General features: G+C 43.1%; 19 protein-coding genes. 11 read left to right on the top strand and 8 right to left on the bottom strand.

The window, feature by feature from the left end:
* Positions 1-268: 268 nt before the first annotated feature.
* On the top strand, positions 269-1,015 hold the full coding sequence (locus tag RMY31_RS32995; protein ID WP_409879128.1) for a Uma2 family endonuclease: 747 nt from the start codon (positions 269-271) through the stop codon (positions 1,013-1,015).
* A 69-nt stretch (positions 1,016-1,084) separates the two neighbouring features.
* Here the strand turns inward: RMY31_RS32995 and RMY31_RS32990 are convergent, their stop codons facing one another.
* The 3 genes from RMY31_RS32990 to RMY31_RS32980 form a co-directional block, all read right to left on the bottom strand.
* Entirely contained in the window at positions 1,085-2,215 is a 1,131-nt protein-coding gene (locus RMY31_RS32990; protein WP_409879126.1) for a CO2 hydration protein, read from the bottom strand.
* Between the two features lie 91 nt (positions 2,216-2,306).
* A complete protein-coding gene (locus tag RMY31_RS32985) occupies positions 2,307-3,812 on the bottom strand; it encodes an NADH-quinone oxidoreductase subunit M (RefSeq protein ID WP_409879124.1) in 1,506 nt (501 codons plus the stop codon).
* 68 nt (positions 3,813-3,880) lie between these two features.
* Entirely contained in the window at positions 3,881-5,737 is a 1,857-nt protein-coding gene (locus tag RMY31_RS32980; protein ID WP_409879121.1) for an NAD(P)H-quinone oxidoreductase subunit F, read from the bottom strand.
* 654 nt (positions 5,738-6,391) lie between these two features.
* On the opposite strand from RMY31_RS32980, the gene RMY31_RS32975 reads away from it, so the two are divergent.
* The 8 genes from RMY31_RS32975 (at position 6,392) to RMY31_RS32940 (ending at position 14,262) form a co-directional block, all read left to right on the top strand.
* The gene (locus RMY31_RS32975; RefSeq protein ID WP_010995042.1) at positions 6,392-6,700 is read left to right on the top strand and encodes a carbon dioxide-concentrating mechanism protein CcmK; all 309 of its coding nucleotides are present in this window, start codon (positions 6,392-6,394) and stop codon (positions 6,698-6,700) included.
* A 90-nt stretch (positions 6,701-6,790) separates the two neighbouring features.
* Positions 6,791-7,135 carry a carbon dioxide-concentrating mechanism protein CcmK gene (locus RMY31_RS32970; protein ID WP_010995041.1) on the top strand — a complete coding sequence of 115 codons (345 nt, stop codon included), beginning with the start codon at positions 6,791-6,793 and terminating at the stop codon, positions 7,133-7,135.
* Positions 7,136-7,141: 6 nt separating this feature from the next.
* Positions 7,142-7,444: a EutN/CcmL family microcompartment protein gene (locus tag RMY31_RS32965; protein ID WP_322666518.1), complete on the top strand. Its 303-nt coding sequence runs from the start codon at positions 7,142-7,144 to the stop codon at positions 7,442-7,444.
* Between the two features lie 83 nt (positions 7,445-7,527).
* The gene (locus tag RMY31_RS32960) at positions 7,528-9,549 is read left to right on the top strand and encodes a ribulose bisphosphate carboxylase small subunit (protein WP_322666520.1); all 2,022 of its coding nucleotides are present in this window, start codon (positions 7,528-7,530) and stop codon (positions 9,547-9,549) included.
* A 144-nt stretch (positions 9,550-9,693) separates the two neighbouring features.
* On the top strand, positions 9,694-10,440 hold the full coding sequence (locus RMY31_RS32955) for a transferase (RefSeq protein ID WP_322666522.1): 747 nt from the start codon (positions 9,694-9,696) through the stop codon (positions 10,438-10,440).
* Positions 10,441-10,533: 93 nt separating this feature from the next.
* Complete coding sequence (locus tag RMY31_RS32950) at positions 10,534-11,322, top strand: BMC domain-containing protein (protein ID WP_322666524.1); 789 nt, start codon at positions 10,534-10,536, stop codon at positions 11,320-11,322.
* 236 nt (positions 11,323-11,558) lie between these two features.
* The gene (locus RMY31_RS32945) at positions 11,559-12,512 is read left to right on the top strand and encodes a LysR family transcriptional regulator (RefSeq protein ID WP_322666525.1); all 954 of its coding nucleotides are present in this window, start codon (positions 11,559-11,561) and stop codon (positions 12,510-12,512) included.
* A gap of 121 nt (positions 12,513-12,633) precedes the next feature.
* Positions 12,634-14,262 carry a mucoidy inhibitor MuiA family protein gene (locus RMY31_RS32940; RefSeq protein ID WP_322666526.1) on the top strand — a complete coding sequence of 543 codons (1,629 nt, stop codon included), beginning with the start codon at positions 12,634-12,636 and terminating at the stop codon, positions 14,260-14,262.
* A 90-nt stretch (positions 14,263-14,352) separates the two neighbouring features.
* Here the strand turns inward: RMY31_RS32940 and dacB are convergent, their stop codons facing one another.
* Positions 14,353-15,825, bottom strand: coding sequence for a D-alanyl-D-alanine carboxypeptidase/D-alanyl-D-alanine-endopeptidase (gene dacB, locus RMY31_RS32935; RefSeq protein ID WP_322666527.1), 1,473 nt, complete (start codon positions 15,823-15,825; stop codon positions 14,353-14,355).
* Between the two features lie 207 nt (positions 15,826-16,032).
* Here dacB and RMY31_RS32930 point away from each other — a divergent pair, with 207 nt between their 5' ends.
* Positions 16,033-16,647, top strand: a complete 615-nt coding sequence (locus tag RMY31_RS32930; RefSeq protein WP_322666552.1) for a hypothetical protein — start codon at positions 16,033-16,035, stop codon at positions 16,645-16,647.
* 316 nt (positions 16,648-16,963) lie between these two features.
* Here RMY31_RS32930 and RMY31_RS32925 read toward each other — a convergent pair whose 3' ends face one another.
* The 4 genes from RMY31_RS32925 to RMY31_RS32910 form a co-directional block, all read right to left on the bottom strand.
* Positions 16,964-17,422, bottom strand: coding sequence for a tellurite resistance TerB family protein (locus RMY31_RS32925; protein WP_322666529.1), 459 nt, complete (start codon positions 17,420-17,422; stop codon positions 16,964-16,966).
* A 196-nt stretch (positions 17,423-17,618) separates the two neighbouring features.
* A complete protein-coding gene (ilvB, locus tag RMY31_RS32920) occupies positions 17,619-19,553 on the bottom strand; it encodes a biosynthetic-type acetolactate synthase large subunit (RefSeq protein ID WP_322666531.1) in 1,935 nt (644 codons plus the stop codon).
* A gap of 124 nt (positions 19,554-19,677) precedes the next feature.
* Positions 19,678-20,940: an MFS transporter gene (locus tag RMY31_RS32915; protein WP_322666533.1), complete on the bottom strand. Its 1,263-nt coding sequence runs from the start codon at positions 20,938-20,940 to the stop codon at positions 19,678-19,680.
* Between the two features lie 245 nt (positions 20,941-21,185).
* Positions 21,186-21,758: a hypothetical protein gene (locus tag RMY31_RS32910; RefSeq protein WP_322666534.1), complete on the bottom strand. Its 573-nt coding sequence runs from the start codon at positions 21,756-21,758 to the stop codon at positions 21,186-21,188.
* 310 nt (positions 21,759-22,068) lie between these two features.
* On the opposite strand from RMY31_RS32910, the gene RMY31_RS32905 reads away from it, so the two are divergent.
* Positions 22,069-23,184: a ferrochelatase gene (locus tag RMY31_RS32905; RefSeq protein WP_322666536.1), complete on the top strand. Its 1,116-nt coding sequence runs from the start codon at positions 22,069-22,071 to the stop codon at positions 23,182-23,184.
* Positions 23,185-23,230 lie beyond the last annotated feature (46 nt).

Below are 23,230 nucleotides of genomic sequence, written 5' to 3'. Positions count from 1 at the left end.
AACCTCCAGCCATATTGGATAGCTGGAGGTTTTTTAGTTGTATATTAGACCTCTTGCATAAATCCTTAAAGTGTCATGTTAAGCAAAGCGACACATTGGGTGAGATTCTTCACTACACTACGTTTCGTTCAGAATGACATTCCTAATTTCTTGACTTTTGCAAGAGGTCTATTCTTTAGCATCTAGTGTCAGATATTAAGAGCGATCGCTTCTTTCCTGTTTCATTGCTAAACTAAACAACAACCCTTATCCCTGCAAAGGTAGCGTTATGACCTCTGCAACCAACCCATCCACTGAAGAACTCACCCCGTTCCCAGACCATACGCAGCTACCAGAGTCTGATGGTACATTCGTGAAAAATTGGCAAGAACATCCGCAAAGCATTCTACTAACCGACTCTATTAAACCGATACTGCAAAAACGTCACCCTGATGGGCAATATTGTATTGGCCAGGACTTAGGCATATACTGGCGCTTAACCGATCCTCCTGAAAAAGGAGCAGAAGCACCGGATTGGTTTTTTGTACCGAATGTACCGCTTACGCTCAATGGGCAAACGCGACGCTCTTATGTATTGTGGCGAGAGTTTATTGCCCCATTAATTGCTTTAGAATTTGTTTCTGGCGATGGGAGTGAGGAACGAGATAAAACTCCTTGGAAAGGTAAATTTTGGATATATGAGCAGGTGATTCGTCCTCCCTTTTATGGCATTTATGAAGTGAGTAAAGCCAGCGTAGAAGTTTACCACCTAATTGAAGGACAGTATCAGCTATTACCAGCCAACGAACGGGAGCATTATCCCATACATCCTTTAGGTGTTGAGTTAGGTATATGGCAGGGAGGATATCAGAATATAGAATTACCTTGGCTGCGCTGGTGGGATTTGCAAGGTAATTTGTTGCTAACTGGTGAGGAAAGAGCCGAACAAGAAAGTCAACGAGCAGAAAAAGAACGCCAGAGAGCCGATCGCTTGACTGCTCAATTGCGATCGCTCGGCGTTGAACCAGAAGCTTAAGTCTTTGGTTTACTATGTAGAGAATATTTAGAGAGCGATCGCTCTGACTTATAGAGAAACTACGACTGCTTATTGATTCACATCTAATAACCGCGAAGTTTGTAACCGATCCATCCACTTTTCTAAATAAACTCGATTTGCCTCTTGCTCTGATGAATCTTGGGTATCTACAGGATGAGGCATCAACCCTAAAATCGCTGCTGTTGTCACACAAAACATCGATTTTTGGAAAGTGATACAAATTTGCACTCGCAAATCATCTTCACCCCGCAAACTGCGACGATAAACTTCGTGCAAATACTCTGGCAGATAATGACGCATATCTTGCATCAGCAATGTGGGAGGAATACCAGCACCACCAATAGGCAAAGGATCTGCATAGAGTGCGCCATACTGAAATCGACTTTGATCTGGGGAAATTTGATATGCTTGGGCATTGTATGAAACTGTGCCGTGGAAAGGTGTTCCCCTAAAAAATACTGCTTCTACATAAGGTACTGCTGTATCTGCTAAGAAGGTTAAACCAACGTTTTTAGGAATGATGTCATAGACTTTATCTCGAATTTTTACAGCATAGGTAATTGGCTTTACTGCATCTGCTACCAACCCAGCTTTGATATAGTCTACAACTTGGGGAATTGATTTAATTTCGCCTTCGTCATAGCGGTCTGATAGGGTGAGAAATATATCAGCCATTACTCGCCAAAACTGACCTAAACCGCTGTAGTAAGCAGAAACTCGCAACTGTTCGGTTAAGAAGTCTGGAAATAGTTCGTTAAGTCCTAATACGAGCGGATTTGTCTTAAATTTTGCTTTAATAACTGCTTGCGCTCTTTCTTGAAATTCTTTTGTATCCAAATAAGTATCTAATCCACCACCACCATGCCAAAGCATAGCTTTCATGCAATACTCGGCGTATTCAAAATTAATTCTATCGTGCCACCAATGCCGGAGTAATTTGGAAAAAGAAACTTCTCCATTGAAATATTTAAAAAATGGAAAAAATACTAAGAACTGATTATCAGCTATATAAATGAGGTTTTTTGAGTAGGCATCTAAAACTACGCCATAACTTTTAAGAATACCCACTACTTCCAGCACATTTTCTGGAGTATCTGGTAATAACGTTCCTCCTGTTTGTAAGCGTTCAATATACTCAGATAATGGGTTCTTTTTTAGCTTCTTTTTAATAGTTACCATTGTCAGTTCTCCAAAAATAGGAATTGAGAATTGGGGATTGGAAAGGGGATTTTTTTACCCCCGACTCTTGCCTGTAGCCAGTACTCACTCCTTATTCCCCAGCTCCCTTTGCCTTCTCTAAGGACACCGTTGCCACTACGTTTTGCACGCTTGCCATTGCTGTAATAGTGGGTTCAGTCCAACGTATTAACCAAGCGGGTTGGATGCCGAAAATCACAATTAATACAGCTAGTACCACAGATGGAAAGCGATCGCTCCAATACACACGCGGTAAGTTGACGACTTGTGCAGACAAACGCCCAAAAAAGGCGCGATTCATCAGAATTAAAAAGTAAACTGCTGTTAAGCCTGTACCAATCATGCACAGCAGAGTTTGTATAGGAAAAACTGGAAAACTGCCTCGAAAAATAATAAATTCGGAAATAAAGCCTACCATTCCCGGTATGCCAGCACTGGCCATAACTCCCACAACCATTAAGCTACCAATTACAGGCATACCGCGTTCTGGGTTCAGCAGTCCTTGAAGAACTTCTAAATCTCGGCTGCCAGCTTTTTTATACACAACCCCTACCAATAAAAACAGCAGTGCAGAAATCAAGCCGTGGCTAATCATTTGCAGAACAGCACCTAATATGCTTAAAGGTGTAGCCGCTGCCGCCGCTAATAGCACGTAGCCCATGTGTCCAATGGAACTGTATGCCACCATTTTTTTCATATCAGTTTGAGCGATCGCGCAGGATGCACCATACATTACACTGACCACAGCCCAAATTGCCAACCAAGGAGCTACATAATTCCAAGCTTCTGGCAACAAGTTCATGCCAAACCGCAGTAAGCCGTAGGTTCCCAACTTCAACAGCACCCCAGCCAATAGTACAGAAATTGGTGTAGAAGCTTCAACGTGAGCATCTGGCAACCAAGTATGGAAAGGAACTAGGGGAATCTTAATTCCAAAACCTACTAAAATCCCCGCTAGCAGTAAAAGTTGTGTTGCCAAAGGTAGAGTCGTGGCATCCAAGGTTGTTAGTGCAAAGTTAGAACCCCCACTCAGCCAAACCATACCCAGGAAACTTGCCAAAATCAGGATTCCAGAAACGGCAGTATAAATTAGAAATTTCGTAGCGGCATAACCCCGTCTTGCACCACCCCAAATAGCAATCAGCAGATACAGAGGAATTAGTTCTAGTTCGTAAAACAGGAAAAATAACAGTAAATCCTGCGCTAGAAAAGCTCCAGTTACCCCAGCACTTAACAGCAGTATTAAAGAGTAATAAAATTTAGGACGACCAAGAGACTCATCGCTGCTGTAGATGGCAATGCCAGTCAACAGTCCATTCAAAACTAGCAATGGCAAAGATAAACCATCTACCCCCAGGTTATAGTTCAAGCCTAAGGCATCAATCCAAGACAAAGACTCAGCAAACTGTTGATTGGCTTCTCCTGGATTGAACTGAATTGCTATGACAACTGACCACAAGAAAGCGATAGTGGCAAAGACTAAAGCCACTGTACGGGTCAATTTCCCACTGATGTCAGAGGGCCAGAAACCAATTAAAGCTGCACCGAACAACGGTACTAAAATCAAAGCACTAAGCATAGACAGAATCTAGGGAAAAATTAAAAATGTGGTTTTTGAATTTTGCATTTTTAATTCAAGCTGGACTATTAAAAAGGCAATTTATCTAGTAGACCTAATGACCAACTAATGAAAAAACCGAGGACGCTGACGACTGCTAGGATGGTCAACATGTATCCTTGGGATTGACCAGAAATGCTGTACTTCAATCCTTGTCCACTAAGAATTGTGGCAAATCCAACCAGGTTTACTAAACCATCAACTAGATAGCGATCGCTCCAAGCCGATATCTTAGATAGCAACGCTACTGCATTTACTATGGTCAGGCGATAAACTCGGTCTATGTAAAAATCGTAACCTAGCAAGTCCTGTACAAATCTCCACGTCAGGATTCTGGATCTAGACCAAGCTTTGTGTAAATAAACTGTAGAACCTATAGTTAACCCAGTTACAGTAGAACCAATCAACACTAACGCTACATACCAATTAATACTGCTCCAATCAGGTAGCAAATACCATTGCTGTAGCATCAGGGGTAATAGTAGAGTCAGCACAATTAGTGCCACCATTGGGAATGCCATCTGCCAACCAACTTCTGGGGTACGGCGGGTCTTTTGTTGCGGCGTACCCCAAAATACTAATCTAAATACTCTGGTCAAGTTCAATGCTGTTAAGCCGTTGACTATTACTAAAACCCCAATCACCCAAGGGCTAATATCCACAAAACCATCAGCCCATGACAGCATTGCCCAAAAGCTTCCCAATGGTAGCAGTGTTACCATGCCAGCCGAACCGACAACAAAGGCGGTGGTGGTGGCTGGCATCCGCGACCACAATCCACCCATTTCTGTAAGGTCTTGTGTACTGGTAGTATATATTACTGAACCAGAACTCATGAATAATAGTGCTTTAGCGATCGCATGGGTTAACAGTAACATCAAAGCTACACCTCCTTGCTGTAATCCCACCGCCAGAAACACTAATCCCATGTATGCACTGGTGGAATGAGATAGCGATCGCTTAATGTCAATTTGAGCTATGGAAACTAATGTTGCACCAACTGCCGTCACCGTACCCATGATTACCAAGGCATTCAATGCAACTGGCGATAGTGCTAGGACTGGTTGAAGTTTATACAGTATATAAGCACCACCCGCTACTACCAATGAATTTCGCAGTACTGAAGCGGGGTTAGGTCCTTCCATGGCTTCATCTAACCACAAGTGTAGGGGGAATTGGGCACATTTGCCCGCAGGCCCTGCAATCAACGCTAACCCCAATAATGTCGATGTGACTGGGCTTAAGTTAGCTGTTTGCGCCCATTCATATAAATCAGAAAAGTTCAAACTGCCTGAGAAGGTGGAAAGTGTTACTACACCCATTAGCAACAACAAGTCTCCCACCCGCTTGGTTAAAAAGGCATCACGCGCCGCCGTTACTACTAGCGGTTGAGCATACCAAAATCCTACCAGCAAGTAAGTCGAAAGCGTCAGAACTTCCAAAAGCGCATAGCTGAGAAACAAGGAGTCACTTATGGCTAAACCAGTTAGGGCTGCTTCAAAAAATCCGAACAGCGCAAAAAAACGCGCCAATGACCAGTCCTTTTCCATGTAACCCAAGGCGTAAATTTGTGCCAGCAGACTTAAGCCTGTAATTAAAACTGTTGCCCCAATACTAACTGGTGATAGTTCCAAGCTAATGGATAAGTCTAAATCCGCAGCTTTAAACCAGGTAATCAGCAACTTTGCTGGTTCTCTATCCCATATCTCGTTAAATGCCAACAAGCTATGGACAAAAGCCAAAAGGGTTGACAACAAGTTGAAATATGCCGCAGGTTTAGGCCCTGTACGCTGAATTATTCCTATTCCCCACGGCAAGGTTAAAAGTGCGCCCATTAAGCTATAGAAAGGCACCCACCAACTTGTTAAAAATAGAAACTGATTCATTTAAATTTCCCTTAACGACTCAGCCTTGATTTTTTTAAACAGCTTCAAAACAATTTTTAAGTAAAAAAAATAACTTTCGAATAATCCATTATTTTTGAAATATTTTACGACTAAACTTGAATGAGCATTTTTACTTTAAATTAGTCTATTAATCTTTAATTAAATATAACTTTACATATTTAAAAGCATTTACTCTGTTTATATTGTTTTTATTTGTAAATTTATATTTCACCTTTTAACAGCGTACTTTATACGATATATTTAAAAACATTATGTATTTTTCACCTAGTCTTTGTTTCGATAACAAAATCTAGGAAAAACAGATGCAGCAAGATGTACAGCCTCCGATCGTCCCTCCACAGACAGGATTACCCTGGGTTATGAATGTCGATTTTTAAATGTAATAAAGAAATTATAAAGCATAAGGGACTGCTCTAGGAATCAGTGAACTTTGATTGAGTAGAACCCTGGTATAAATTTTTGTTAAGTTTTTTAAAACTATTTTATCATAAACTATTATAGTAATTTATATTGCCAGGAACGCCAAGCTTTCCTATGCTTAATTTGGAAGTGTTTTTGTAGCTCAAGATGAGCTTACCCGTCAAATTTTTCAAACCACAGTACTGATTGGATTAATTTTTTAGGAGTTCTGCGATGCCAATTGCAGTTGGAATGATTGAAACTAAGGGCTTTCCGGCAGTAGTAGAAGCTGCTGATGCGATGGTGAAAGCTGCGCGTGTAACTTTGGTAGGATATGAAAAAATTGGTAGCGCTCGGGTAACCGTAATTGTCCGGGGAGATGTATCTGAGGTACAAGCTTCAGTTGCAGCAGGAATTGAAGCAGCTAGAAGAGTAAATGGCGGTGAAGTGGTATCCACTCACATCATTGCTCGCCCACATGAAAACTTAGAGTACGTCTTGCCGATTCGTTACACAGAAGCTGTGGAACAGTTCCGTACCTAAAAGCTGATTAAACAAAGTAATTAACGGGTTTGCCTTCTTGAAGCTCTCACTTTCGTCCAAGTCTAGAAACGTTATTAAGGGTTAGAACTAATGTCAATCGCAGTAGGAATGGTTGAAACGCTAGGCTTTCCAGCAGTAGTGGAAGCGGCTGATGCGATGGTGAAAGCTGCTCGTGTCACCTTAGTAGGCTACGAAAAAATCGGTAGTGGTCGGGTTACAGTCATCGTACGGGGGGACGTTTCAGAAGTACAAGCTTCTGTAGCAGCAGGAGTTGAATCAGTCAAGCGAGTGAATGGCGGACAAGTGCTGTCTACTCATATCATTGCTCGTCCTCATGAGAACTTAGAATACGTCCTGCCAATTCGTTATACAGAAGATGTAGAACAGTTCCGGGAAAACGTGAACGCAATTCGTCCCTTCGGTAGAAGACCATAATTTGTAATGCAAATTGCCAAAGTTCGTGGCACAGTAGTTAGCACGCAAAAAGAGCCAAGTCTCAGAGGTGTGAAACTACTTTTGTTGCAATTAGTAGATGAAGAAGGAAACTTCCTGCCAAAATACGAGGTAGCAGCAGATAGTGTCGGTGCAGGAGTAGATGAGTGGGTACTTGTCAGTCGTGGCAGTGCCGCTCGTCAAATTCTGGGTAATGAACAGCGTCCGTTGGATGCAGCAGTGGTGGCGATAATTGATACTATTCATGTGGAAGATCGCCTGATTTACAGTAAAAAAGACCAATATCGATAGTCAGTGGTCAGTGGTCAGTGGTCAGTGGTCAGTGGAAAAAACAACCAACAACTGACAACTAACAATACAGGAGGAATCTCGCAATGGCAGTCCGCAGCACGGCGGCACCCCCAACCCCATGGTCGAGGAATTTAGCTGAGCCAAAAATCCATGAAAGCACATTTGTACACTCGTTTTCCAATATTATTGGGGACGTGCGGATAGGTGCAAATGTAATCGTTGCTCCGGGGACTTCGATTAGAGCTGATGAAGGCACACCTTTTTATATTGGTGAAAACACTAATATTCAAGATGGTGTGGTGATACATGGGTTAGAGCAAGGCCGAGTGGTTGGCGATGATGGCGATAGTTACTCGGTTTGGGTTGGCAAAAATGCGTCCATTACTCACATGGCTTTGATTCATGGCCCAGCTTATGTAGGGGATAATTCCTTCATTGGCTTTCGCTCCACGGTATTTAATGCCAGGGTGGGTGCAGGTTGCATCGTGATGATGCACGCTTTAATTCAAGACGTAGAAATTCCCCCAGGTAAATATGTACCTTCGGGAGCGATCGTCACTAGCCAGCAGCAAGCTGACCGCTTGCCAGATGTGCAAGCTCAGGATCAGCAATTCGCTCATCATGTGATTGGGATTAATCAGGCACTGCGAGCTGGTTATCGCTGTGCTGCGGATAGCAAGTGTATTGCACCCATTCGGGATGAAAATGTTAAATCTTATACAAGTAATGGTCTGACTGTTTTAGAGCTAGAAAGGAGTAGTGAAGTGGCGAGCAATGGCTTGGGTGCAGAAACAATAGAACAGGTACGCTATCTGTTAGAGCAAGGGTATAAGATTGGTACGGAACACGTAGACCAAAGACGGTTCCGTACAGGTTCTTGGACTAGTTGTAAGCCGATTGAATCGAGATCGGTACGCGATGCAGTTGCAGCTTTAGAAACTTGTCTAACAGAACACAGTGGCGAGTACGTCCGTCTGTTTGGCATTGACCCCAATGGTAAACGGCGCGTGTTAGAATCCATTATTCAACGCCCAGATGGTACAGTTCAAGCAACTGCCAGCTTTAAAGCTCCCACTAGTCGTAGTAATAGCAGCTATAACGGCAATAGTAGCTATAACAGTAGTAATGGTAACGGCTCTAGCAATGGTCAAATTGGTAGTGAAACCGTAGAGCAAATCCGCCACTTGTTGGCTGGTGGTTACAAAATTGGCACTGAACACGTAGATGAGCGCCGCTTCCGAACAGGTTCTTGGCAAAGTTGTGAGCCAATTAACTCTAGTTCTACAAATGAAGTGATAGCAGCCTTGGAAGACTGTATAAGCAATCATCAAGGCGAGTATGTACGTTTAATTGGCATTGACCCCAAAGCTAAACGCCGAGTTTTAGAAAGCATTATTCAACGACCCAATGGTCAAATCGCTCCATCAAGTAGCCAAAAATCATACAGTAGTCCGGCTAGCACGTCCTCTGCAACTGCAAAAGCCACTAGTAACCGCTTAAGTTCTGAAGTAGTAGACCAGTTGCGACAATTACTGAGTAGTGGGCATAAAATCAGCATCGAACACGTAGACCAAAGACGGTTCCGTACAGGTTCTTGGACTAGCAGTGGTCAAATTCAAGCGAAGTCTGAAAGAGAAGCGATCGCAGCTGTAGAAGGATACCTTGCCGAATACGAAGGAGAATACGTGCGGTTGATTGGTATTGAACCTAAAGCTAAACGTCGAGTCTTGGAAACAATTATCCAACGACCCAATGGTCAAGTCGCCCCATTAACTAGCCAAAAATCATATAGTAGTGAGTCTAATGCGTCCTCTGCAACTGCAACAGCAAAAGCTACTAGTACCCGCTTAAGTTCTGAAGTTGTAGACCAAGTGCGACAATTACTGAGTAGTGGGCATAAAATTAGCATTGAACACGTAGACCAAAGACGGTTCCGTACAGGTTCTTGGACTAGTACTGGTCAAATTCAGGTTAACTCTGAAAGAGAAGCGATCGCAGCCGTAGAAAGATACCTTGGCGAATACCAAGGGGAATATGTGCGATTAATTGGTATTGACCCTAAAGCTAAGCGCCGAGTCTTAGAAACAATTATTCAACGTCCATGAGGAGTTATGAGTTATGAGTTATGAGGTAGGGGTTATGAGGTAGGAGTTATGAATTCTGGATAAAAACTCCTTATTTCTAAACTTTTAACTCACTTCTAACTCCTAACTCTCTAAATTTCTTCCGGCTTCCGAGGTTAAAATTTCATGTCTGTGCCGCCACTGCGCCTCAACAACAACTTCGATCCTTATATTAGTGGCGAGGTGACTATTCATCCGAGTGCGGTCCTGGCACCTGGGGTGATACTCCAAGCGGCTACAAACAGCAAGATAATCATCGGCCCAGGTGTCTGTATTGGTATGGGGTCAATTCTCCAAGTTGCTGAAGGAACCCTAGAAATAGCAGCAGGAGCCAACTTAGGAGCCGGTTTTTTGATGGTTGGCAAAGGTAAAATTGGTGCAAATGCTTGTATCGGTTCAGCAACAACAGTTTTTAATTGTTCAGTTGAACCTGGAGCAGTAGTCCCACCTGGCTCTATATTAGGAGACAGTGGTCGGCAAATAACCGACCAAAAACAACTAGAACCATCCAAAAATCCCACTACTTCTACAAGTTCTCAGAAGCAAGAAGATAAAGTGATTTCCTCAACTAGTCTCTCGGCCGGTTTTTTGGAATTGAAACACCAGTCTTCCCATGTTCAATCTTCGCCAACTGCGGAAAACCAATCTTCTTCTCTAGAAGAAAACAATAATGGTACTGGTTCTACCTTAAAGGAAGCCTCAGCATCTACAGAACTCAATGAAAACTCACAATCCACTCCGTCTGACACAGAATCACCCAACAGTTTGGGGACGCAAATTTATGGACAAGGAAGCATACAAAGGCTATTAGTCACATTGTTTCCCCATAGACAATCTTTGAACGAGCCAATCTCTGACGATCGCTCTGAATAAGTGTTAATTGTGAAGTATGAAGTGTGAAGTATCAAATTTCAGTCTTCATTCTTTATCCTTTGTCCTTTCTGTGAGTATCTTTGGAAATTTCACATGGAAACATACAATCAACGGGACATTAACACAGTTCAGTCATCGCGTCGTCAAGACGACTTTAGAGACACTGCTTTGGGTTTAGTATCCACCGCCAGCTTTCCCGCCATAGTTGGTACAGCCGATATGATGTTGAAATCGGCTGGAGTTCACCTAGTAGGTTATGAAAAAATTGGCAGTGGTCACTGTACTGCAATTGTCCGGGGTGGAATTGCTGATGTCCGTCTGGCGGTAGAATCTGGTGTCCAAACTGCTGAACAGTTTGGTCAATTGATTTCTAGCTTGGTGATTCCTCGACCTTATCCCAATCTCGATGTAGTGCTGCCCATTACTAATCGCCTCAGTAAATTCATTGACGAAGGTAGTTACAGCCGCCTGAGTAATTTAGCAATTGGTTTAGTAGAAACACGCGGATTTCCGGCGATGGTAGGGGCTTGTGATGCTATGCTCAAAGCTGCTGACGTACAATTATCGGCGTATGAAAAAATTGGTGCGGGTTTGTGTACAGCTATCATCCGCGGTTCTGTGGCAAATGTGGCAGTAGCAGTAGAAGCTGGAATGTACGAGGCAGAACGGATTGGGGAGTTGAACGCAGTGATGGTTATTCCTCGACCACTGGGTGAACTGGAACAAACCTTGCCTGTGGCAAGTTGCTGGATTGAAGAACGTCAACCGTTAAAGTTGCCAATAAATATTAAAGAACAAGTTGCTGAGATAGAGGTAATGAGGTTGCCGGATTTAGCCAAGCTACCTGCAAAAGTTACAGAAGAAATATGGAATGATGAATGATGAATCATGAGTTATTCATGATTCAACATTCATCTTGGGTTGGAAGGCATCTTACGCTTTATTTATTGTTTTGATAATAACTGCTCAATACCATAAATAAAATAACTTTCTTTGAATAGGAAGAATAGATTTTTATCTATATAAAAGCTCATAAATTTGTATGAGCCATACAGCATCATGGTAAGTGTTCAGTGATAGTAGTTTTATATCTATCACTATTATCAGGAGAGTCACCCTTGAACCAGGCGACGCTACACCAGTTGAAGGTGTTCGAGGCGGCAGCACGGCACGGTAGCTTTACTCGTGCTGCTGAGGAATTATTTCTCACCCAACCCACTGTCTCCATGCAAATCAAACAACTTACAAAATCAGTAGGGTTGCCATTATTTGAGCAGGTGGGTAAGCGCCTGTATCTAACGGAAGCTGGACGGGAATTATTTGCCACTTGCCGACAGATTTTTGAAACCATAGCCCAGTTTGAGATGAAGGTAGCAGATTTAAAAGGGCTAAAACAAGGTCAATTACGATTGGCAGTGATTACAACAGCAAAATATTTTATACCGCGTTTGTTAGGCCCGTTTTGTCAACTTTACCCAGGAATTGATATTTCGCTGCAAGTTACAAATCACGAACGTATTTTGGAACGGATGGTGAATAATCTTGATGACTTGTACGTGATGAGCCAAGTTCCAGAACATTTGGATGTGAATTGCCAGCCATTTTTAGACAATCCTTTGGTAGTATTTGCACCTGCGAATCATCCCCTAGCGAAGGAGAAAAATATCCCCATACAACGTTTGTCCAATGAACCCTTTATTATGCGGGAACCAGGTTCAGGAACCCGTCGTGCAGTCCAAAGCCTTTTCGACGAACATGGGCTAACAGTAAAAGTAAAGCTCGAATTAGGCAGTAACGAGGCGATTAAACAAGCGATCGCCGGGGGTTTAGGAATTTCTGTTTTATCTCGCCATACCTTATTGACAGATGCAGCAGAGTTCAGCATTCTAGATGTACAACAATTTCCCATTCAGCGAACTTGGTATATGGTGTATCCAGCTGGTAAACAGTTATCGATAGTCGCTCGTACTTATTATGAGTATCTATTGGATGCAGCAAAGAAGTTTGTAGAGCAAACTGGTTTTTCTATGCATAATCGAGCTGAGTCGGATCGATTGAACGCTGAAGTATAAGGCAGGAGGTAGGGGGAGATGTAGGGACGCGGGGACAAAAAGAATAACTAATGACAACTGACAACTGACAACTGACTAATGACTAATGACTCAGCACTTTTAACATGAGGAAAATCTGGCAGTGGTTAACCCAGAAACACCATCTTTACGAAAAACAGTACAAAGTCAGATTGTAGCTGTGACTGTGTATGGTGATAGAGCATTAGTGACACGACGGGGTATTGTCTCTTTAACAGGACTGGAACGAGAATTAGTCATTAGCCCACTGCCATTGACGCTAGAAACGGAGTCTGTCAGGGTTAGCGGTACTGGTACGGTAGGGGTGCAGTTGTTAGGAGTTAGCAGCGATCGCATTTACACTACCGAACCTGTAGCCGAACGAGTAGCACAGTTAACAAGGCAAATTCAGCAACTAGAAGCAGAAAAACGTCACTTGCAAGCTCAAGTAGATGCATTAGCATTGCAATCTGGTTTTATCGATGGCTTGCGGGAAAAAACACAAGAACCTTTTGCCCAAAGTTTGTCGCGGAAAAATCTCAGCCTCAGCGAAACTTTGGATTTCCTCAACTTTTTAGGCAGCCAGTACAGCGAATATGCGATCGCTTCTGGAGAATGCAAAAGCCAACAGCAGGAATTAGAAAAGCAATTGCAAGCACTTCATACCGCATTACAAACAATCCAAACACCCCATCCCAAGGAAAGCCTGAGCTTGATTGTGGGAATTGCAGTGTCGGGAGAAGGTGAGTTTGAGCTAGAGCTATCCTACATAGTGAATCGCGCCAGTTGGACTCCACTCTATGACTTGCGAGTTGATAGTACGAGTAATATCGTACATTTGAGCTACCTAGCAGAAGTTACCCAAAGTACTGGCGAAGATTGGATTGATGTAGTGCTTACCCTTTCTACCGCTAAACCAGGATTAGGTACGCTCCCACCCAAACTTCAACCCTGGTATATCGACACCCCAAGTCCACCACCAATAGCGCGACGACGGCAATTAGCTGCCAGCCCATCACTGCCGACTCTAGCAGTTCCTGCTCCAGGTGCTGAAGGAAATTGGCAAGAAGAAGATGAAGTTGCAGAAGATAATCTCATCCCAGCGGAAATGGTTTTGGCAGAAGTATCTCAAGAAGGAAGTGTAATTAATTTTCAACTGAATAGCGGTGGTAACATTCCTAGTGATGGCACACCCCATAAAACAACAATTTTCAAAGATGATTATTCTTGTAGCTTCAATTATGTGGCAATGCCGCGCTTGGTCAGTTTTGTTTATTTGCAAGCTAATGTAAAAAATAGCTCCAACAGCACAATACTACCAGGCAAAGCAAATATTTTCCGTGACAATACTTTTGTCGGCACAACAAAGTTAGAAAATATTGCACCAAGACAAGAATTTAAATTGAATCTGGGTATTGATGAAGGTTTAAAAATTGAGCGTGAATTAGTTGAGCGTCAGGTAGATAAAAAACTGATGAGCAACCAACGTCGGACTACTTTTGGTTATCGGTTGTTAATTACTAACTTGCTTAATCAAGAAACTAATTTGACAATTACTGAGCAATTGCCAGTTAGCCGCAACGAGCAAATTAAAGTACGCTTGATTCGGAGCAACCCGCAAATTCAACTAGGTGAAATGGGTATTTTAGAATGGATGCTGACTATTACGCCCAACGAGAGACGAGAGATATCTTACCAGTTCACCATCGAACATCCAACCGAATTAATGGTGGTTGGGTTAGATATCGCTTAATTCTACTATGAGAATGAGAATACTACTAAATAGCGATCGCTATTTGGTATTTCAACTGCGTTCACGAAGTGTGCCGTAGGTATCGCATCATTAACAACGCTGTAATTGCACTAACAACACGACAATTTCATCCATTGCTTGGCGGATAACGCTTGCAGGCTGTTCCGATTGATTCACAATAATACTGAAAACCAACGGCTCATATTTAGGCGAATTCACATACCCAGATAGAGAAACAACACCCGTCAACGTGCCTGTTTTTGCTTGCACAATAGCCTCAGCAGGTGTACCGCGAAAGCGATTTGCCAAAGTACCGCTTTTTCCTGCTACAGGTAAAGACGCACGATACACAGATGCTGCTGGTGTTCTGGCTATTCCCCGCAAAGTTTGTACGAAAGCTTCTGGAGTCACCAAGTCACGACGTGATAACCCCGAACCATCCACTAAAATATAATTTGCTGAATTAACTCCCAATTGAGTTAAACTCGCCTTCAGTGCTTCTAACCCCAGATCGGCAGTACTCTTGTTTGGGACTCTGGGTTGTTTAAAAGCTAATGCTCTCAGCAGTGCCTCAGCATAAAGATTATTACTATTCTGATTAGTCTCCATCAACAATTCAGATAAAGGCGGCGATTGCACAGCTGCTAATTCCTGTAGATTTGTACCGCCAGTCGCTACCAATGTCTGTCCCAAACTGATTTTTTCCGTTGCCAAAGCCGTACGGAAACGCCGCAAAAAGTAGTAATTAGGGTCAACTACAGGCAAATTGACTAAATACGGTTCAGAATTCGCTGCTACTTGTCCTTGAATTCGCAATACACCTCCCGATAAATCGCGGGTAACGTTAATATTGCTTGGCTGGTTTTGAGCAACTGTAATTGACTGATTAATTGTCCGCCATTGTTTCGCCTCGTTAGCATCAGTCCAGACTAATTGGGAAATTTTACCCACAGCTTGCGGTACAAGTTTTAAGCCAAAAACATTTTGATTCAGGATAAAGCTGTTGACTGGTGCGCCGTAGTCTGATTGCACATCTTCCCATTGCCAAGTGGGATTTACAATATCCCCTTGAATATAACTATCATCGGCAATCAACTGCTTAATTTGAGTAATACCTTTTTGTTTCAACTGCTTTGCTAATGCTTGCAACTGAGTATCATTTAAGCTGGGATCTCCTCTACCGACCACACGCAAGACACCATTAGCATTTTGATAAACAGAGGTGCGAATGCGAAAATTTGCACCTAATTGCTGCAACACCGCCGCTGTTGTTAGCAGTTTGAGATTAGAAGCTGGAGTAAAGAACTTCTGGGCATCTCGACCGTAAAGAGTTTGCACAGATGATAGGGGTTGCACTAAAATTCCCCAACGTGCCCGACTGAATAAAGGACGATTAATCACAGCATCCACAGATGTTCCCAGTTGGGCAGGACAAATTGATTTTGTGGTCGTTGCTGGTGAGACTTGTGTTTGTGCTTGAGCAACTTTATGACTAAATGCTGTCTGGGTACTCAAAAATAGCAGCAAAAAACCCAGTGGTCTACTAAATGTGTTAAGTCTCACCAATATTCCTCATCCTTAAGATAGGTGTTATCACCGTTTGCTCAAACTTCTTTCCTCAGAGAGAAGCAGATCGGCTTAATTAATTAGTATATGAAAGATGCTGAACATATTTAATACGCAGCGGTTAATTAAACATAAATCATGGCATTCCAAAATCGCGAGGTTAATCAACCTGCATACACAGAAATACGGAATAGAGGTAAAGGTGTGAGTACATTTCTGTCTGGTGTAGCTGTATTGCTTTCTACTTTGGCTTTATTGTGTAGTGGCTATACAGCTTACGAAATTTTCACGCTGCGGCAAACATTGAATGCCACTAAAACGGCGAGTAATACTTTTCCTATACAAGCATCAAGTCCAACAGCCCCAACCGCTAGTTCCCCAGAACCAACAGCATCACCATTGTCGGCAACTACACAAGCTGCTGCCACTTCAGCAATTCAGCCCGGTCAATTTGTGCAGCCTGCTTTTGGCAATAAAGCAGAAGTAGAGTTACTCTCAGCAAAGCGGATTAAAGATCCAGAAACCGCAAACCGTGATGTGGTGAATGTGCAAATGCGTGTCCGTCGCCTTGCTACAGATAGAGTTGGTGGTGGTGATATTATATCGATAGCTAGTACAACAGCTCGCAATCCTGAAACTAGCGTAACTTACAAAGGAGTTGCTCTAGACCGCTCTACGGGGAGTGTTTCTTTATTTCAGCTACGTCCAAAAGCTTCGGCTGATGCCTATGTTTGGGTAAGGGTTCCTGAAGGTGTCAATTCTCTAGATATCTTTGTGCCAGATACAGGTGCATTTAAAAATGTACCGATTTCTAATTAGTCTTAAGTTCTGAGTAGTAAGACATGTCTACTCAGGACTTATTACAGTTGTCTCACACACTCAGTGCCAAAGTTTTTAGTGGTTCGTTTTTCCGTTACAAGTGCGTAAGTCCTGACGAATTTATCATGCTCAATATTTTAACAATATCAGCAAAATAGAGCGGGCAACAAAATTATAAGTTGCCCGCTCAAAGTTGTTTGATTTCTATTCCCTAAAGCTTGATGATAATACCTTGGTGTTGCACTTTTGAATGTGAGGAAATTCGACGGAAATGCACTGATGGTATTAGCTGACTGGGGCTGCAATTCAAACAGGATTACTCTTCTTCCTCTTCTTCTGCTCCAAACACTGCGTCTATGAGTTCTTGCGCTCGCTCGTCTGAAATCTTCAAAGTTTCTTGAAGTTCTGAAATATAATCCTGTTCATTTTCGGGTACTTCTTCGTCAATCCCCACAACTAAGATAGCTGTAATGTATGCAGCTTCTCGATAACCTCGATTCGGTAAAGATTCGATCGCCTGAGCAATTAATTCTTCTGGTTCTTCTTCTTCGACCAAACTGACTACTTTTTCTGTCAACTCTTCAAAGTCTTCGTCAGAGTAATCTTCAAATAAACCAACCTGACTGAGAAATTCACTCAAAGCATATTCTTCTGTTGAAGAAATACCTTCATCATCAGCAGCTGCGGAAAAGAGTCCAATTATTGCGATCGCAACTTCTGGTTCTAGAGCAACTGAACTGCTGCTACGCTTTTTGATCGACGCGCTTTTAGACATAATTCTCCTGCAAAAGTACTTTTATCGTTTTAGAAGCTATTTATTGTGGTTTATACAGCTTCTTATGGTTTAGGTTTCCCAAAAGAATGCGTAAAATCACAAACACTAGTGTTTTTTGATAGAAATTTTTTACAAAAAAATGCAGAGAATATACTTCTCTGCGTAGAAATTAAGATTTAGTTAACCGTAAAAATACTTACAACTTAGTGCCGCACTCCGAGCAGAAGTTATGTGCTGGAGGATTGCTTGCACCGCAGTGGCTACAATACACTGATTCGACAGCAGCTTTCGGCGGCTGCTTGGGTAAGCCGACCATTTGAGCATTGTTTTTGCCAGGAGCTACCATTGGATAGCAGTTTTCGTCTCTGGTGACTCGGACATCCACGATTACCGGGCCTTTATGTGCCAGCATTTCGGCGATCGCATCTTGCAACTGGTCGCGATCGCGAATCACCATGCCCTTAATACCATAGGCTTTGCCCAACAACTCAATATCTGGCATTCCTACTTCCATATTCGAGCAGGAATAACGCTCGCCGTAGAAGGCTTGTTGCCACTGGCGTACCATTCCCTGCCAGCCATTATTCATAATTACTGTCTTGACATTAATACCATACTGTGAAAGCGTACCAAGTTCCTGCAAACACATCTGGAAACTGGCATCGCCGCTGATACAGATGACTTCTTCATCAGGGAAGGCAACTTTAGCACCCATTGCCGCAGGTACGCCAAAACCCATTGTTCCCAAGCCAGCACTAGAAATCCAGCGCCTTGGCCCATTCTTGAGGAATTGTGCTGCCCACATTTGATGTTGTCCCACATCTGTGGTGTAGAAAGCATGGGGTGCTTGGCGGCCAACTTCTACAATTACCTCTTGGGGCGATATGCTGTCAGCATGGTGAGGCACTTCCAGGGGATATTCTTCGCGCCAACGGTTGACTAAATTTAGCCATTCTTGGGTTTTGGCTGTATTTTTGATCCCTAATTGCTTGCAACGACGCAACAAGTCAACTAACACGTTTTTTACATCACCAACGATGGGCACTTCCGGAACGCGGTTTTTGCCAACTTCTGCGGGGTCAATATCGATATGAATTACTTTAGCGTGGGAGGCAAATTCGTCTAATTTACCAGTCACTCGGTCATCAAATCTAGCGCCGACGCAGATCAGTAAGTCACAATCAGTAACGGCAAAGTTAGCATAGGCGGTACCATGCATCCCTAACATTCCCAATGCCAAGGGATGATGTTCGTCAAAAGCACCGATACCCATTAACGTTGTAGTAACGGGGATATTAAATAACTCAGCCAGTTCTTTAACTTGTTCGTGGGCATTAGAAGCGATCGCCCCGCCACCCACATACAATAATGGACGACGACTTTCACGAATCAACTTAATTGCGGCATTTACTTGCCGCGGATTTCCTTTCACCGTCGGACGATATCCACGTAGCTTGACTGAACCTGGTTCGACAGGTGTGTAGTCAAATTCTTCTAATGCCACATCTTTGGGGACATCAATCAAAACCGGTCCCGGACGGCCAGTACTAGCGATGTGAAAGGCTTCGGCAACAATCCGCCCCATATCAGCCGGGTCACGCACTACATAGGAATGCTTAACTATTGGTAGGGTAATTCCGTAAATATCGGTTTCTTGGAACGCATCTGTACCGATTGATTTCCGATTTACCTGTCCTGTAACCACAATCATCGGAATTGAGTCCATGTAGGCTGTGGCGATACCTGTCACCAAATTAGTCGCCCCAGGCCCAGAAGTACCAAAGCATACTCCCACCTTGCCAGTAGCGCGGGCGTAACCATCTGCGGCGTGGGCTGCACCTTGTTCGTGCCTCACCAAAATATGCTTGATTGCACCAGTTGCTTCCACCTTGTATAGGTCATCGTAAATCGGTAGGATTGCCCCACCAGGATAACCAAAAATATATTCAACGCCGTGGCGCAGGAGACTGTCTAGCAGGGCAAAGCCACCAGTTGCACGCTGGAGTGTGACGACTGGCGTAGTAGTAGCATGGGTAAGCACTGCGTTGCTCTGGTTTCCAGAGTTGTCGCCAGTACCATTGTGATTCTCGGCTTGTGGGATACTTATTGGGGAAGGCAAACGCACGGTCACAGTCAAACCTCAGACGATAGCTAAGTTAACGCTTAAATTCTGTAGTTAAGATTTCATTTTAATGGAAAAGTTCAATCAAATCCTGAGATAAAAATATTAAAGATAGACTTAATTCTATTTTTGATTAAATTGCGTCTTGTAGAACCCTACGAGTATTTTTCCACGCCCAAACACCCACAATTACCACTACAACACTCATTCCCACCAATACAACTCGCAAGCCTAGAGCATCAGTTAATGGACCGGTAATTGCTAAGGGTGCTGACAGAGCAATGTTAACAGCATGATTTTGAAAGCCAAATACTTTACCATGCATGTTAGGCGGGGTTTGCTGTTGAATTAAAGTTTGCATGGGCACGCCAATCAAGGAAGCACCTAAACCCAAAAATACACAAAGTCCTAACGCCAATACTAAATTGTGGGTAAAAGTGAACACTCCCAACACTAGCGCCATCATCAAAAATCCAATTAAAGGTAAGGGTTTGTGATGAAATTTATCGCCCCAGTGACCTAAAATCCCTGCACCAAATACCATACCCACCCCTGCTGCTGCCAAGAAAAAGCCAAATTGTTTTTCTTTTAGACCAAACTCCTCTGCTAATCGAATGGTCAGCACTGTTAACGCTGCAAATACGCAATATAAAGTTGTCAGTTGCAGCATGGCATTTAATACCAAGCGGTTTTTCTTGAGATAGCGCAGACTCTCGGTGAATTCAGTCCAAGGGTGATTTGAGTCTTGATGTTCCCTAAGTGGTTTGTGTTCTTTAAATTTAATCGGCACCATAATCGCACTCGATGCCAAATATAATGCACTGACTATAATTTCTTGACCATACTGTTCTCCCAGAAAGCTTTTCGCCCAACTCAACAATGGCTCTCCTACTGCAAAGCCAACTATTAATGCTCCCATCATCGTGCTGCTAAACAGGGCATTGGCTGCTAACAAATTTTCGCGCCGCACCAATAGAGGAATAGCTGCTTGCTCGGCTGGTGCAAAAAACTGCGTCACCGTGGAAATGGCAAAGGTAACGATCAATAGAATCAAAAACTCCCGTGGCAAGAGCGGAATCAGTAGCGTCAATACCCCACGCACGACATCCGAACCGACCATAATCAGCTTTTTTGGCAAGCGGTCTACAAAGATACCACCAGCAGAACCGAACAAAATTGCCGGTACTGTAAACGCCACCATCAAAGTTGAGTACATCGAGTTTTCTGCTAACCCAGGTGGTGGTGGATAGAACTCCAGTAAGGCAATCATCAAAACGAAGAAAACCTTATCTGCTAACTGGGAAACTAGTTGCCCAATCCACAGGAGCATGAAACCACGGTTTTTTAGCAGTGCGCCAAACCCATTATTTACAGCAGCAGGTTCAGTTGGAAACATTTAGATACTTGGGAATAGTGACTAGGGTAGATGGGATAGGGGCAAACGGGAAGTAAACAGGTAATACCAATTTTGGATTAACAATCTCGATCGAAAGGCTTTTCCAGGAATATCAAACAATACTAGCTATTCCAATTTGGGTCTGAGTAGGTAGAGAAAATCTCACCCTATCACTCGTTACCTCATTACCCCACCGTAAAATCCCCCCTATTTCTCACTCCTGCTTACCCATTCTGTTTTCCGGACTATTTTTCGTCATAACGTTTTACCAGTGAATGTAAAAATTCGGCTGCGCTCAGGCGAACTGGCGTTTGAGAAACATCAACCGATGGGTCTACCCACCAGCCTTGAACTGTTTGGGGCGATCGCCACATGCTTAAATGATCGACTGGTGGTTCTGCATAAAAATTATTGTGCCCCCCACCCAGCAAGGCAGAACTCCAATGAGTGAAATAATCATGACTCAGCCGATGAATCGGAAAATTACCCCATAAGGGCATTCCCCATCCATCTATAGCAATAAAAGCTTTCACATGACCCCCTAAAAGTTGCCACTGCCAAGCTGCCATTATTGCCCCAACCACTCCAGCACTAAAGCTAATGAATACAACTGGCGATCCTAGCTTATCTCTCAAGCGATCGCGCAAAAACTGCAAAATGTGAAGTGATGATAAAGCTAAAAAACCTTCACACGGAAAAACTATTATATCCAGTGTTTTTTTCCCGATTGAGCTATCAGTAAATAGAGATGACCACCCTGATATAAAGCTTTCTGTTAAAGCTAGCTCATGGATTCCAGGGCAAATGATTATACTCATTCATCTTTCGTGTTAACAGATTTCAGGCAGAGGGTCAGGGGAGCAGAGCAGCAGAAAAAGATAAAACTCTGACTCAATAATTATTTAGTACTCAGCACTTTCCGAATGTACTGGATACAGCATACTAAATCAACTCTTTTGCAATACTCAGTATGTAGTAATAACCCTAGTATGTCTTTTGATATATTGTTTTAACTGTTGTGTCTATCCTATCCCCCTGGATGGGATAATAGTTGACGAGTAGGGGAAAAACTCAAGCTGTTCCCTACTTTGTTTTGCTCTTAACTCTGGTTATATTGAGGATTTTATTGTGGTTGCTACACCAGAAAAACTGCACGCCACTCACGAGCATCTATCAAGTCAAGACCGTGTAGCCGTATTGCTCATGGGTTACGGCGAAGTTGAAAGCTACGAAGATTTCGCTAACTATAACGAACAGGCTTTAAATCTACTGACAGCAAAATTTGCACCAGTACCAACCTGGATTTATCCCCCCTTAGCAAGGTTATTGGCATTATTCGATCGGCATGAATGGGGACACACACATCATGATTTTATTTCCCCACACAACGCTATTTTTGAAAAGCAACGCGCTGGTATCGAAAAGGAGTTGCAAGCAAAGTGGGGCGATAGCGTCCAGGTTTTCAAAGCCTTCAACTTTTGCGCTCCCTTTCTACCCCAACAAGTCCTGACAGAAATCCAAAACCTTGGCTTTGAGAAACTTCTAATTTACCCACTGCTAGTTGTTGATTCTATATTCACTAGCGGGATTGCGATCGAGCAAGTTAACAAAGCTCTCGCTGAAATGGGTGATGGCGAGGAACACTGGGTAAAAGCACAACGCTACATACCTTCTTTCTACAACGAACCAGCCTACATCGATTTGATGGCTGATTTGGTTGAGGAAAAAATAACCGCTGACTTAGCAGCAGCTTATCTACCTTCTCAGATCGGCATTGTGTTAATGAACCACGGTTGTCCCCACAAAGCCAAAGGATTTACCTCTGGGATCGTCGAGAGTCAGGCACTATACGACTTGGTACGCGATAAGTTAATTAATCGCTATCCTTTAATTTCGGTTGGTTGGCTTAACCACGACACACCCCTAATCGAGTGGACACTACCGAATGCCGAGCAAGCTGCTAATAACCTCATTCAATTGGGTGCAAAAGTAGTACTGTTTATGCCAATTGGCTTCGCGACAGAAAATCACGAAACTCTATTGGACGTACATCACATCATCCATGCTTTGGAGAAAAAGCATCCTGATGTAGACTACGTGCAAATGGCTTGTGTAAACGATCGTCCAGAGTTTTTGGCGATGGCAGCCCAGTGGGCAAATGCTCATATTGCTGAGTTGAAGAACGAGCAAGGAGCGACGGTTAATCCTCAGTTAGCCGATCGTCACCATCATCACCATCATTAAAGTATAAAATGGGGTGGGTAATTAGTCGTGCCTGAAGAATAGAAAA

The sequence above is a fragment of the Dendronalium sp. ChiSLP03b genome, from assembly GCF_034531165.2.
GTDB lineage: Bacteria > Cyanobacteriota > Cyanobacteriia > Cyanobacteriales > Nostocaceae > Dendronalium > Dendronalium minutum.
This window is presented reverse-complemented; position numbering and strand designations above follow the sequence as displayed.

Excerpts from the sequence above, each read along its gene's own strand:
- RMY31_RS32960 (WP_322666520.1), top strand. The coding sequence starts at position 7,528 with ATGGCAGTCCGCAGCACGGCGGCACCCCCAACCCCATGGTCGAGGAAT.
- RMY31_RS32910 (WP_322666534.1), bottom strand. The coding sequence starts at position 21,758 with ATGAGTATAATCATTTGCCCTGGAATCCATGAGCTAGCTTTAACAGAA.
- RMY31_RS32970 (WP_010995041.1), top strand. The coding sequence starts at position 6,791 with ATGTCAATCGCAGTAGGAATGGTTGAAACGCTAGGCTTTCCAGCAGTA.
- RMY31_RS32950 (WP_322666524.1), top strand. The coding sequence starts at position 10,534 with ATGGAAACATACAATCAACGGGACATTAACACAGTTCAGTCATCGCGT.
- RMY31_RS32975 (WP_010995042.1), top strand. The coding sequence starts at position 6,392 with ATGCCAATTGCAGTTGGAATGATTGAAACTAAGGGCTTTCCGGCAGTA.
- RMY31_RS32985 (WP_409879124.1), bottom strand. The coding sequence starts at position 3,812 with ATGCTTAGTGCTTTGATTTTAGTACCGTTGTTCGGTGCAGCTTTAATT.
- RMY31_RS32965 (WP_322666518.1), top strand. The coding sequence starts at position 7,142 with ATGCAAATTGCCAAAGTTCGTGGCACAGTAGTTAGCACGCAAAAAGAG.
- RMY31_RS32915 (WP_322666533.1), bottom strand. The coding sequence starts at position 20,940 with ATGTTTCCAACTGAACCTGCTGCTGTAAATAATGGGTTTGGCGCACTG.
- RMY31_RS32995 (WP_409879128.1), top strand. The coding sequence starts at position 269 with ATGACCTCTGCAACCAACCCATCCACTGAAGAACTCACCCCGTTCCCA.
- RMY31_RS32990 (WP_409879126.1), bottom strand. The coding sequence starts at position 2,215 with ATGGTAACTATTAAAAAGAAGCTAAAAAAGAACCCATTATCTGAGTAT.
- RMY31_RS32980 (WP_409879121.1), bottom strand. The coding sequence starts at position 5,737 with ATGAATCAGTTTCTATTTTTAACAAGTTGGTGGGTGCCTTTCTATAGC.
- RMY31_RS32925 (WP_322666529.1), bottom strand. The coding sequence starts at position 17,422 with ATGTCTAAAAGCGCGTCGATCAAAAAGCGTAGCAGCAGTTCAGTTGCT.
- RMY31_RS32955 (WP_322666522.1), top strand. The coding sequence starts at position 9,694 with ATGTCTGTGCCGCCACTGCGCCTCAACAACAACTTCGATCCTTATATT.